The sequence below is a fragment of the Chryseobacterium sp. 2TAF14 genome (assembly GCF_052115105.1).
GTDB lineage: Bacteria > Bacteroidota > Bacteroidia > Flavobacteriales > Weeksellaceae > Chryseobacterium.
In genome coordinates, this window is sequence record NZ_JBFRGA010000004.1 from 23,935 (window position 1) to 36,931 (window position 12,997).

Sequence of the window (12,997 nt, forward strand, 5' to 3'; positions counted from 1 at the left end):
ATTTGTAATTAAAATCATTTAGAAATGAGAAAACTACTACTTTTTTTTATTTTAATTATTTCACAACTATATTACTCACAATCAGATTGTGTATCTGCGTTACCGGTATGTGGTAACTCTGATATTCCTTACACTCCTGATGGTCTTGGAAATATACCTGAAGATCTGAGTGCGAACGGATGTTTGGCATCAGACGAACGTTTTTCGGTGTGGTATACATTTACAATTGCTACTTCAGGAACGCTTGCTTTTACAATTGCACCCAATCTTGCTGCTACCGATTATGATTTTGCGGTATACGGGCCAACAACTAATGGTTGTACATCTTTGCATACCAACAATGTTTTCGTAAGACCTTTAAGATGTAACTATTCAGGAACCAATGGTGATACTGGTCTTTCCCTTACACTACCTCCTCCTGCTAATCCTGCAACGAATTATGGAAACGACGACAAATGGAGTCCATACATGGATGTAGTTGCTGGTGAAACATATTATTTAATCATTACTAATCATAGTTGGAATACTACTGGATTTTCTCTTCACTGGAGCGGTACAGCAACTTTAACTTCAGCTTTTACAGATCCTGCATTAACTCCAAATCCATTCATTACTCCTGGAGTACCAAATACTACAAACCCTGCTCTTCCGAATGAAATTTTAAGATGTAACTTACCTACTCAGTTTGACTTCACTACATTATCAGCAGGAATTATTAATGGAAATCCTAATTTTACCATTACTTATCACGATAATAATAATGATGCTAATACCGGAAACAATCCTTTAACTGTTACAATGGTGAATGAAACCACCACGTATTACTATCGTCTTAAGTATACAGATCCTACTAATCCTAATAATGCAATTAACGGATGCTTCCAATTAGGTAAATTCAAATTCCGAAAAGGAAATATTGTTCCTACGAATGCTACAATTAAGGCATGTAATAACAATGGTGCAGGAACAGGAACGTTTAATCTAAGCACGGCAGCTGTTTTTGATGATCCTACTGCATTAAAAAAATATTATCCTACGTTAGCAGATTTAAATGCAGGAACCAATGAAATTACAAACTTTACAGCCTATGTATCTGCTCCTAAAACAATATATGTAAAAGTAACATCAACAGAAGGTTGTACAGCTTATTCTACAATTACTTTAAGCTTCTTCCCTGTTGTAGTGGTAACACCGGCATCGATGGAATCTTGCTTTATTGAGGGCGCAATTACTACTGCTTCTTTTGATCTTACACAGGCTAATGTAACATCTCAAACAGGTATTACAAAAAGATTTYTCACTTCTCAGGCAAATGCTTTAGCCGGAACCAACGAAATTATCCCAGCTACGAATTACATCACAACAAACACTGATGTATATGTAAGAGTAACAAACAATGACGGATGTTATGCTATTACAAAAATCACGTTGAAAGTTTTGCCTCCGGTAAAGTCATCAGTTCTTAAAGACAAAACGATTTGTTTAGAAGATACAACTACTCTGGATGCAGGTGGCGGATTTGATGGCTACGAATGGAGCACAGGCGCTACAACACAAACAATCACACATGTTGGTGTAGGAGCTTATTGGGTAAAACTAAAAACAGGTAAATGTTTCACACTTCAGCAAGTACACGTTTACCCTTCACAACAACCAGTGATTGCAAGTATTGATATTACGAATAATACAATTACAGTAAATGCATCCGGAGGATCTGCTCCTTACCAATATTCTCTGGACGGAATCAACTGGCAGGATTCTAATGTATTTACAGGTTTACCAAGAGGAGAAAATAAAATTTTTGTAAAAGATTCATTAGATTGTAATCCTATTCAAATACAAATTACTGTACCTAACCTTGTAAACGCAATCACACCAAACGGAGATAACGTTAATGATGAGATAGATTATTCTGCATTGGCTTACAAAAAGAATCTTGTATTCACAGTTTACAACAGATACGGAAATAAGATTTATGAAGCCGACAAAATAAGAAACTTCAAATGGAATGGTACTTCCGGAGGTAAAAAAATCATCACAGGAACTTACTGGTACACCATTACCTGGAACGAAAATGACGCAAACAGTACACCAACCAAATATGACGGATGGGTATTGGTAAAAAACAGAGAATAACACAATTTTCTCAACCATAAAAAATCACCTCAGAAATGGGGTGATTTTTTTATTAACAGCACCAAACTCTTATCGACAGACCAATTTCAAAAGTTATCAACAATAATTATTAATTACTCTTTTCCGATTATTTTTTAAAAAAACTATCTTTGCACAATGGCGCAGAAAGAAACACTCTCTTCTCTTACACAAGGAAACTTTGCAAGAGAACTGTCGATTGCAGACGGAAAAATGCCTCCCAATGCAATAGATTTTGAAAGATTGGTAATTGGTACTTTTTTAATTGATAAAAAAGGGCTTGACTATTCTATCGACCTGCTTACTCCTGAAGTTTTTTATGATCCCAGACATCAGGTTATATTTTCTGTTATACTAAAACTGTACGAAGGAAACCATCCTGTTGACATTATGACGGTCATTCAGGAAATGAAAAAAACAGACAAACTCGCTGCTGCAGGAGGTGATCATTACATTATTGAGCTTACAATGGGTGTAAGTTCATCTGCCCATATCGAATATCATGTACGTGTAATTCTTGAAAAATATATTTTAAGAAGTTTAATCAATGTTTCAGCAAACGTAATTGATACTTCTTACAAAGAATCTACCGATGTTTTTGAACTTTTAGACAAAGCCGAACAATCTTTTTTTGAAATCACAAACGGAACCATTAAAAAAGGATTTGATACCGCCAATACATTGGTAAAAGAAGCTATTGACATCATTAAAGCATTAAAAGACAAAGAAGGAATTTCAGGTGTGCCTTCAGGCTTTAGAGATGTAGATAAAGAAACCGGAGGCTGGCAAAATTCTGACCTTATCATTATCGCAGCACGTCCTGCGATGGGAAAAACGGCATTTATTCTTTCAATGGCGAGAAATATTGCTGTTGAGTACAAAATTCCGATGGCATTATTTTCATTAGAGATGGCATCGGTACAGCTTATCACTAGGATGATTGCTTCCGAAACAAAAATTTCATCAGAAAAATTAAGAAAAGGAACCCTGGATGACGAAGAATGGCAAAGGCTTTTTTCCAACGTATCAGAATTGGAAAACGCACCTTTATATATTGACGAAACTCCTTCCCTTTCAATTTTCGACTTCAGAGCAAAATGCCGAAGACTGGTAATGCAGCATGGCGTAAAGCTGATCATGGTCGATTATCTTCAGCTGATGACTGCAGGAGGTGGCGGGAAAGGCAGCGGAAACCGTGAACAGGAAATCTCGATGATTTCACGATCATTAAAAGCGATCGCAAAAGAATTAAACGTTCCCGTAATTGCACTTTCCCAGCTTTCAAGAAGTGTGGAAACCCGACCGGGAAAACGACCTCAGCTTTCTGATCTTAGGGAATCCGGAGCAATTGAGCAGGATGCCGATATTGTTTCATTTATTTTCAGACCCGAATATTATAAGATTACCGTTTGGGACAATGATGAAGAAGGCGCAGAAACATCTACCGAAAACCAGGCAGAATTAATTATTGCAAAACACAGAAACGGTGCTACAGCCGATGTAAGATTATCTTTCCTGAAAMATTTTGCAAAATTTGGAAATATTGAAGAGGCAACCAATGGGATGGACTATTCATCTTCGTTTGGTGAGCCCAGTGGTTTTGAAAAAATTAAAACGACAATACAACCGGGAGCAGCATTTGATTTGCCCGACAGCTCCAAACTTTCCGGATCTTCTATGAATGATCTTGATGATGAAGAAGATTTTCCTTTTTAATAATTAATTCAAATAAATTAATGCCGCGAATGCACGAATGTTTTAAAAAAGAAATTCGTGTATTCGTGGCAACTTATCTTAAATGAGAATCGAGATTTACACTGACGGAGCCTGCAGCGGAAACCCGGGAAAAGGAGGTTACGGTATTTTGATGCGTGTTCCTGAAAAAAATTATCAGAAAACATTTTCTAAAGGTTTCAGAAAAACCACCAACAACAGAATGGAACTTCTGGCTGTAATCACCGCTTTGGAAAAGCTTAAATCTACAGAAAATGACATTCATGTTTTTACCGACAGCAAATATGTTTCTGATGCCATCAACCAAAACTGGATCTCCGGCTGGATTAAAAGAGGCTGGAAAAATGTGAAAAACCCGGACCTCTGGAAAAGATTTGTGGTGCTTTTTAATCTGCACAATCCAAAAATGCATTGGGTAAAAGGTCATGCAGGACATTTTGAAAATGAACTGTGCGATAAACTAGCTGTAGCGGCCGCAAACTCACAAAACCTTGAAATAGACAACTATTTTGAAGGTCTGGAAAACAATTCACTATTTTGAATTAAACTAAGATATCGCTTATCATATTCAACTTTTCGTTATCATTAATATTTTTTATTACAAAATAATCAATTTTTTCTACAAAATTAACAGTACATAAACATTTATTGATTAAGATTTAATATATTTACACGTCTAATAAAAGTATCTTAATAAATGAATAAAAAATTACTGTTTTATTTTACCCTCTTTGTACTTTGTATTTCCGGAAAATTTTTCTCCCAAACTTATCAGCTCACAGGAGTTCCTATCAATACCACAGGGTGGACTATGGTGGGACCAACCTCATTGGGAACAGGAGGCGATTTTATCCAGCTAACTCCGGATACCAACAATCAATCCGGGTCGATCAGGCTGAATGATCCTATTAATCTAAAATATTGTGATAAATGGAGGGTAGAGTTCGATTTCAGAATGGATTCTAACCAAACCGCCAATGGTGACGGTATTGCATTTTGGTATCTTGCCAATCCGCCGGTAGCAAGTGTATTGGGATCCGGTCTTGGAGTTTCACAAAATGCTGTAGGTCTTATCGTAGGATTCGACACTTACAACAACACAACAACTGCTGTAATGAGTAAAGTACACGTTGCTTACGGACAGGTCGCAAACACTACCGACAACAACAATGTAGAATTTTTCAATACTGCGGGAAGCTCTTTTCATTCTCCGGATATGAATACCACTCTTCCTTTTCAGGGAACCACCTATAAACACGTAGAAGTAAGCGCAGAAGTAAATACAGGTATTCCTAACACCTGGAATATAAAAATAATGATTGACGGAACCCAAATCTGCAATCTGCCATTTACTGCAGCCGGAGCAGCCGCCGCAATGACTCAGGGTTATTTCGGGTTTTCAGCTTCTACAGGAGGTAACAGATCAAGACATTCTATTAAAAATGTAAAAATATATACCGACAAGGTAAGCTTACTGCAGCCTACTGCGACACAATCGTTTTGTCCAAATCCTTCGACAGGTTTCGGAACGGTGAATTTAACCTCGTTTAATTCTCAGTTTGTTGCAAACCCGGCTAATTATACCTTTACCTATACAGTTGGCGGTACTCCAATTGCAGCTCCTACCAATTATCAATTTAATGCAAATACAACAGTAAATGTTATTATTAAAGATAATAATGGGATTCTATGTGATAATCCGGACGGAAAAATTATTCTTACCCTTTCGCCATTTACAGCAAACGACAGAACACTTTCTGCCTGTAACAACAATGGCGCATCTACAGCAACATTTGATCTTTCGTCAGCGAATGTTACCGCAGTTCCGGGTGTTATTAAAAAATATTATAAAACTTTAGCAGATCTAAATGCAGGTACAAACGAAATTACAAATCCTACAGCTTATGTTTCAGCTCCCGGAAAAGTGTATGTAAAAGTAACAACGCCACAAGGCTGTACCGGAAATGCAGAGATTACCCTCATATTTTATCCTTTACCGGTTTCTACAGATGCTACGCTGGAATCTTGCTTTATAGAAGCAGCCCCAACAACGGCATTATTTAATCTGACCACAGCGAATGTCTCTTCTGAAGCAGGTATTACCAAAAAGTTTTATACTTCTTTGGCAAATGCATTAGCCGGAACCAACGAAATCGTAAATGCTATTGCCTATATTTCTTCATCTACAGACATTTATACAAAAATTACGGGTACAAACAGCTGTTATATAATTAAAAAAATAACACTGAAGGTAATTCCTCCTGTAAGATCATCAGTTTTGAAAGACAAAACAATCTGTATTGATGACAGAACCACTTTAGATGCAGGACCAGGTTTTGACGGCTACGAATGGAGCACAGGCGCAACAACTTCATCGATTACAGGCGTTTCTGTAGGAGATTACTGGGTAAGATTAAAAACAGGAAACTGCTACACTTTGCAGGCTGTACGTGTGAAATTAGCGACAAACCCTGTCATTTCAAGCATAGATATAAGCAACAATACAATTACCGTAAATGTTTCAGGCGGTGTAGCTCCGTATCAATTTTCTTTAAACGGAATTAACTGGCAGGATTCTAATATTTTCACAGGACTTCCAAGAGGTGAAAATAAAATCTTTGTGAAAGATTTTTATAATTGTGAGCCAACCCAGATTCAGGTAACAGTTCCAAACCTTATCAATGCCATCACACCAAACGGTGACAATGTAAATGATTTCATAGATTATACCGCTCTTGGATATAAGAAAAATCTTGTCTTCACGGTTTATGACAGATATGGAAACATGAAATATCAGGCAGACAAGCTGAGAAATTACACTTGGGACGGAACTTCAGGAGGTAAAAAATTGTCAACCGGAACTTATTGGTACTCGATAACCTGGACAGAAAACGACAAAAACAATACTCCTACGAAATACAACGGATGGGTATTGGTAAAAAACAGGGAATAAACTCAATAAAAGCACCACTTTAAACCAATGTGGTGCTTTTATATTACAAAATTCATCAATAAAACAATAACGAACAATCAGGCTACAGCAGCTTATTATTTTAAAGCTATTTCTGCCATTATTGGTCTTATTTTAAATAAAAAAACAAATAACTTTTACCAAATAATAAATACTAAAAAAAGTATGAAAAAACTTTTACTCACCACTTTTTTATTGATTCTAACAATATTTAATACTCAAATTAATGCCCAAACTTATCAGCTTACCGGCACGCCTGTAATCAACACAACAGGATGGGACATCGTTCCTTCCGCGTCTGCAACAGGAGATTTTGTGCAGCTTACCGCAGATCAAACCAGCCAGTTCGGAGCCATTAAACTTTCAAATCCTATCAATTTGAAATACTGTGATAAATGGAAAGTTGAATTTGACTTCAGAATCGACGGAAACGGAACAACTTCTTACGGAAGAGGTGACGGTCTTACCTTCTGGTATCTTTCCAATCCTCCAACAGCATTCACAACCGGAGGAGGACTCGGAATTCCCGCAAACGCAAACGGATTAATGGTTGCATTTGATATATTTAACAACACTACAGAAGGACAAATGAGCAAAGTACACCTTGTATACGGCACAAACAACGTACCTGCAGGAAACCCGAATGTAGAATACAACATGACGGCAAACAGTACTTTCCACTCTGCTGATCTTAATCCTACACAACCTTTTGTAGGATCAAATTACAAACATGTAGAAGTAAACGGTGAAGTTGATCCTGCAAATATTAATAACTGGAAGATTCAAATAAGAATAGACGGTGTGCTTATCACAGATGCATCTTATGCTCCATCAGGCGGTGCAATCGGTATGACCCAAGGATATTTCGGTTTTTCTGCAGGAACCGGAGCAGCAAGCGCAAGACATTCTATAAAAAATGCTAAAATATTTATTGATAAAGTTCCAATTTTACAAAACAGCATTACTCCGTTTGTATGTACAAACCCGGCAACCGGAAACGGTTTTGTAGATTTAACTTCTTATGCAAATCAATTTGTAAACAATCCAGGAAACTATATTATTACTTATTATGTTTTAGGAAATCCTACACCAATTGCATTTCCTACAAATTTCCAATATTCGGGGAATACAACGATTTCGGTGGTTATAAAAGATCCTTCCTCTACATTATGTGATAATGGTGATGCAAGAATTATTTTAAATCCAAGTCCGTTTGCAGCAGATGATGCTACGATAACAGCCTGTAACAATAACAATGCGGGAGTAGCCTACTTCGATCTTAGTACCGCTGCAGTAACTACGCTTCCCGGTGTTACCAAAAGATATTATCCTACATTGGCAAATCTGAATGCAGGAACCAATGAAATCCTGAACTGGTCAAATTATCCTTCGGCAAACGGAGGAACAGTGCATGTAAAAGTTATTACTCCACAAGGTTGTACAGACAATGCAGTGATTACGCTTAATCACTTCCCGGTTGTTGTGGTTAATGATACAACACTCAGATCATGTTTCCTGGAAGACAATGTTTCGATGGGATCATTTAACCTTACCAATGCTACGGTAACTACACAAACCGGAACAACAAAAAAATATTACCCATCATTACAGGATGCCATCAACGGAAGTAACGAAATTGTAACGACCAATCCTTACATTGCTCCAAACGGTGTTGTTTATATCAAAGTAACCAATACCAACGGATGCTATGCAATTGCGAAGGTGACTTTGACGGTTATTCCGCCGGTATATTCAACGGCTTTAAAAGATAAGATCATCTGTGTAGAAGATAAAACAACATTAGATGCAGGAACCGGTTTCGATGCGTATTTATGGAGCACCGGAGCGACTACCCAAACCATCTCAAACGTTGGAGTAGGAACATATTGGGTGAAACTGAAAACAGGAGACTGTACTGCAATTCAAAATGTAAAAGTATTTGCCTCAGAGCAGCCTGTAATCACGTCTATTGATGTATCTGCAACAACGATTACGGTGTACGCCAATGGCGGAACTCCTGCTTACCAATATTCTTTGGATAATGTAAGTTGGCAGGATTCTAATATATTTAAAGGACTTCCAAGAGGTGTGCACAAAGTTTTCGTAAAAGATTCTTATGATTGTGAACCTATGGAAACTGAAATTACGGTTCCTAATATCATCAACGTAATCACTCCAAACGGAGACGGGCGTAATGATGTGATCGATTATTCGGCATTGGGTAGTAAAATTGATTTAACATTTAATATTTATAACCGATACGGAGCAAAAATTCACCAAGGTGACAAAACCAATAATTACAAATGGGACGGAAGCGTTGGCGGAAGAAAAGTCCCTACAGGAAGCTATTGGTACTCGGTAACATGGACTGAAAACAACAAAACCAGAACTCCGGTAAAATTATCTGGCTGGATTGTTGTAAAAAACAGGGAATAATTTTTTTCAAACTATACTTAATTTTTCAAGGATCCGTCTCATTCGTGAGATGGGTTCTTTTTTTTATTTACAAAAGTTTAGGCACAAAAAAATACTTCTTTTAAAAACTTGAATTTTTTAACGCAAAGATTTTAATATTATATCTAAAATTTAGGGTGCAAAGAATGAATTAATAAATTGATTTTATGAAGCTGGCTTAATTAGCAACTTGTCGCTACTCTTTGCTTTTTAAAATCAAAATCATCTTAAATAAAATTTTGCGTTTAGAAAACTAATATAGATTTAAATTATAAAAAACAAAAAAACCACTGCAAAAAAGCAATGGTTTCATTATTCATTTAAAAGTATCTTTTTAGAAAGAAACTTCATTTACCTCTTTTCCGCGCTGAAAATTCATCATCTTCTGATTTCCTTTATAGGCAATACTTACCAGATTTATTTGCTTAGGAAATGCACTTAAAAGTAACGTATTTTTTATTTTTAAAGTATTAATATCTGAAATACCTCCGGCTTCAAAATACACCCAAACCGTTTCTCCGCTTACCTGACTTCCTGTGAAAGTTAAAGATTTGGGAGATCCATTTACGAATACATCAAAGTTATTGTTTACATATTTTTTTACTTCGGCTTCAAACCCTGCAGTATTTCTGTTAATTTTAATCGCATCAGAAATATGGCTTGTATTTATTTTCATCGTAAACTTAAGTGTCTTGCTTCCATCAACATAATCTGCTTTTGTCATAGAAGAGAAAAAGTCTGCTACAGAAAAACTCATCAGTATAATCAATGTAAAAATACCCGATATATATAAAAATTTTTTCATCTCAATTTATAGATTTACAGCATATTGCTAAATAAGTTTGGTCAAATTTAGTGCCAATTAAAAGTTAACATTCACAGAGTACTTGTCATAAAAAGCCTTTATGTGAGCTACTGCTTCGTCTGCGCTGTCTACCACACGGTAAAGATCAAGATCGCTTTCAGAAATCATTCCTTCCTTGAGCAACGTATCTTTAAACCACTCGAGAAGACCGCCCCAAAACTCAGATCCTACCAAAACAATCGGGAACTGCCCTATTTTGTTGGTCTGAATTAATGTAATCGCTTCAGTAAGTTCGTCTAATGTACCAAATCCTCCCGGCATAACAATAAATCCTTGAGAATATTTTACAAACATCACTTTTCTTACAAAGAAATAATCAAAATTCAGCGAATACAATTTGTTGATATACGGATTAAAATGCTGCTCAAAAGGCAGGTCTATATTCAGTCCGATTGATTTTCCTTCGGCATTGAAAGCACCTTTGTTTCCGGCTTCCATAATTCCTGGTCCGCCTCCTGTAATTACACCGAAACCAATTTTTGTGATTTTTTCGGCAATTTCTACCGCCATTTTGTAATATTTGCTTTCAGGCTTCAGCCTTGCAGAACCGAAAATAGAAACACAAGGTCCTATTCTTGCCATTTTTTCGTAGCCGTCTACAAATTCTGCCATCACTTTAAAAACCATCCAGCTGTCTTTGGTAATGGTTTCGTCCCAGGTTTTTTCTCGTAAACTGTTATGCAGCTTCGTTTCGTTGATATCTAATTCTGTATTTTCTAAACTTTCGTCTCTCTTTCCTTCAGTTCCCATTCAAATTATTTAAAATATTTCTCTGCCTCAATCACAGATTCCGGTCTTCCCACGTCAACCAAAATGCTGTCGTGTACAAAACCGTGTATTTTTTCGGTATGCATCAGATCCAGATATTCTTCCATCACAGAAAATTTTCCTTTTCTTTTTATTTTGTCAAAAATCACAGGATTAATACAATGCACCCCGCTGAAAGCCAAAGGTTTGAATCCCTTGTTGAATTCCGCAAGACGCTGCTCTCCTGTCTGCACATTCAGCCAGCCTCTTAAAACCAGATCATCATTAAACAGCAATTTCCTGGAACTCTCTCTGTCTGAAACCGCTAAGGTAACAAAATCTTTAATTTCTTTGTGATAGCTTACAAAATCATCAATATTGATCTTGGTAAGGATATCGGCATTCATAATCAGGAAATCTTCGCCATGATTGAGGAATTGTTTAGCAAAAATCAAACCACCACCAGTTTCCAGCAATTCTTCAGACTCATCAGAGATTTCAATCTTACATCCAAAATTATCATTTTTCTTTAAAAACGCAACAATTTGATTCCCAAAATGATGGATATTGATTACAAAGTCTGTAATCCCGAAACTTTTGAGATACTTTATATTTCTTTCCAAAAGCGGAACGTCATTCACTTTAGCCAAAGCTTTAGGATGATGATCTGTAAAAGGTTTTAAACGGGTTCCTTTTCCTGCTGCAAAAATTAATGCCTTCATTTTTATAATTGATAAGTGGTCCAAAGTTGATCTGAAGGTTTTCAAAACCTCTTCTCAGATAATTGTCGATATTAATTGAAACCAGACTTTTAATTAATTCTAAAAATTTCGGCATATCGGTTTTTGTTTCTAAATATTCCTGCACACCGATGTCTTTTCCGGTCTGGATTTTATATTCCTCAACTCTTCCCGGATTTAAAATTCCGCGGCAATCGAATGTAAAACCGCCTCCGTTACCAGAATCATCTTTCGGAATTCCGCCTTTTTTGTATGAAAAACTGTGGATGTCTATGTGTAGCATGTTTGTTTTATTTGTAATTAATTGTTGATATTTATTTACTTTTTTGAACCATTAAGATTCATTTAAGAAGTTAAGTTTTTATTAAGGTATTTTGATAAATCAAAATTTTTAGTCCGGGAGTACTTTGAAATATTCATTTATAAATGGTTTTAAAGACTTTGTAATATTATTGGTGAAAAAATTGATGAGCAATCCTTGTGGTTTTTTCAAAACTTTCATGTAAGTTAAAAGTTGAGCTTCATGAATAGGTAATATTTCTTCCACAGCTTTAAGCTCTAAAACGATTAAATCATTTACTAATAAATCAACTACCAATTTTGTTTCAATAGTTATGCCTTCATAATCAACAGTAGTATAAAGTTGTTGTTTTACATCATAACCATTTTTTATCAGCTCAATTTTTAGACATTCTTCGTAAATACTTTCCAGCAAACCTGGTCCAAGTGTTTTATGAACTTTTATTGCAAGTCCTGTAATTTCGTATGATAATTGAGTGACCTCTTTTTTTGTAATCATCCTTAATAATTCTTAACTCCTTAAATAAAAAATCTTAATGGTTTAATTTTAATGTAAAATTTCAGTTATTTTAAGTTTAGATTTTTCAGAGCTCAGTTGTTCAATAATTTTTTTAAGCTCAGGATAATCTTTCATATTTTCCCAAGTTTGTGCAAATTCTGTGATATTTTGAATGCCTTTATCGATGCTTGAAATGAAATGTTGTTTTCTCTGAATTAATCCACGAAAACCATAAGCTCCCAAAACCTGCAGAAACCTCATCATCTGAATTGGTTTTACCGAATTTTTTAATTGGGATTGCGTTTCTTGATCCTTAAATTGTTGAATATAAAAATCAAGCATTTCTTTCTTAAAATCTTCTGGAAAGTTGGCTTTAGCCTGGAACAAAAAAGAAATGACATCATACATTAAAGGTCCCTTCATTGCAGACTGATAATCAATAAAAGAAACTTTATTCTCATTATTCACCATTATATTTCTTGCTTGAAAATCGCGGATCATAATGCCTTTCGGCTCAAGATTTTCGATGAGAC

The 12,997-nt window shown here is 35.9% G+C and carries 11 protein-coding genes; 5 read left to right on the forward strand and 6 right to left on the reverse strand.

The features are described 5' to 3' along the window. Positions 1-24: 24 nt before the first annotated feature. From AB4Y90_RS01040 to AB4Y90_RS01060, 5 genes are all read left to right on the forward strand, one after another. Positions 25-2,136: a gliding motility-associated C-terminal domain-containing protein gene (locus AB4Y90_RS01040; protein ID WP_441555333.1), complete on the forward strand. Its 2,112-nt coding sequence runs from the start codon at positions 25-27 to the stop codon at positions 2,134-2,136. A 156-nt stretch (positions 2,137-2,292) separates the two neighbouring features. After that, positions 2,293-3,870 carry a replicative DNA helicase gene (gene dnaB, locus AB4Y90_RS01045; RefSeq protein WP_441555334.1) on the forward strand — a complete coding sequence of 526 codons (1,578 nt, stop codon included), beginning with the start codon at positions 2,293-2,295 and terminating at the stop codon, positions 3,868-3,870. 82 nt (positions 3,871-3,952) lie between these two features. Then, positions 3,953-4,429: a ribonuclease HI gene (gene rnhA / locus AB4Y90_RS01050; protein ID WP_441555336.1), complete on the forward strand. Its 477-nt coding sequence runs from the start codon at positions 3,953-3,955 to the stop codon at positions 4,427-4,429. A gap of 156 nt (positions 4,430-4,585) precedes the next feature. Continuing rightward, on the forward strand, positions 4,586-6,841 hold the full coding sequence (locus AB4Y90_RS01055) for a T9SS type B sorting domain-containing protein (RefSeq protein WP_441555337.1): 2,256 nt from the start codon (positions 4,586-4,588) through the stop codon (positions 6,839-6,841). Between the two features lie 183 nt (positions 6,842-7,024). Next, entirely contained in the window at positions 7,025-9,295 is a 2,271-nt protein-coding gene (locus AB4Y90_RS01060; RefSeq protein WP_441555339.1) for a T9SS type B sorting domain-containing protein, read from the forward strand. Positions 9,296-9,647: 352 nt separating this feature from the next. On the opposite strand, the gene AB4Y90_RS01065 is transcribed toward AB4Y90_RS01060, so the two are convergent. From AB4Y90_RS01065 to AB4Y90_RS01090, 6 genes are all read right to left on the reverse strand, one after another. After that, positions 9,648-10,118: a DUF6702 family protein gene (locus AB4Y90_RS01065; protein ID WP_441555341.1), complete on the reverse strand. Its 471-nt coding sequence runs from the start codon at positions 10,116-10,118 to the stop codon at positions 9,648-9,650. A 57-nt stretch (positions 10,119-10,175) separates the two neighbouring features. Next, complete coding sequence (locus AB4Y90_RS01070) at positions 10,176-10,928, reverse strand: TIGR00730 family Rossman fold protein (RefSeq protein ID WP_441555343.1); 753 nt, start codon at positions 10,926-10,928, stop codon at positions 10,176-10,178. 5 nt (positions 10,929-10,933) lie between these two features. Beyond that, positions 10,934-11,647 (reverse strand): nucleotidyltransferase family protein, encoded by a 714-nt coding sequence (locus AB4Y90_RS01075; protein ID WP_441555344.1) that lies wholly within the window; start codon positions 11,645-11,647, stop codon positions 10,934-10,936. Next, positions 11,580-11,948: a RapZ C-terminal domain-containing protein gene (locus AB4Y90_RS01080; RefSeq protein WP_441555345.1), complete on the reverse strand. Its 369-nt coding sequence runs from the start codon at positions 11,946-11,948 to the stop codon at positions 11,580-11,582. The genes AB4Y90_RS01075 and AB4Y90_RS01080 overlap by 68 nt, the downstream gene beginning before the upstream one ends. A gap of 108 nt (positions 11,949-12,056) precedes the next feature. Beyond that, complete coding sequence (locus AB4Y90_RS01085; protein WP_441555348.1) at positions 12,057-12,461, reverse strand: GxxExxY protein; 405 nt, start codon at positions 12,459-12,461, stop codon at positions 12,057-12,059. A 51-nt stretch (positions 12,462-12,512) separates the two neighbouring features. Beyond that, the coding region (locus AB4Y90_RS01090) for a phosphotransferase (protein WP_441555347.1) at positions 12,513-12,997 on the reverse strand (485 nt) is incomplete at its 5' end.

Excerpts from the sequence above, each read along its gene's own strand:
- AB4Y90_RS01065 (WP_441555341.1), bottom strand. The coding sequence starts at position 10,118 with ATGAAAAAATTTTTATATATATCGGGTATTTTTACATTGATTATACTG.
- AB4Y90_RS01075 (WP_441555344.1), bottom strand. The coding sequence starts at position 11,647 with ATGAAGGCATTAATTTTTGCAGCAGGAAAAGGAACCCGTTTAAAACCT.
- AB4Y90_RS01055 (WP_441555337.1), top strand. The coding sequence starts at position 4,586 with ATGAATAAAAAATTACTGTTTTATTTTACCCTCTTTGTACTTTGTATT.
- AB4Y90_RS01060 (WP_441555339.1), top strand. The coding sequence starts at position 7,025 with ATGAAAAAACTTTTACTCACCACTTTTTTATTGATTCTAACAATATTT.
- AB4Y90_RS01080 (WP_441555345.1), bottom strand. The coding sequence starts at position 11,948 with ATGCTACACATAGACATCCACAGTTTTTCATACAAAAAAGGCGGAATT.
- AB4Y90_RS01070 (WP_441555343.1), bottom strand. The coding sequence starts at position 10,928 with ATGGGAACTGAAGGAAAGAGAGACGAAAGTTTAGAAAATACAGAATTA.
- rnhA (WP_441555336.1), top strand. The coding sequence starts at position 3,953 with ATGAGAATCGAGATTTACACTGACGGAGCCTGCAGCGGAAACCCGGGA.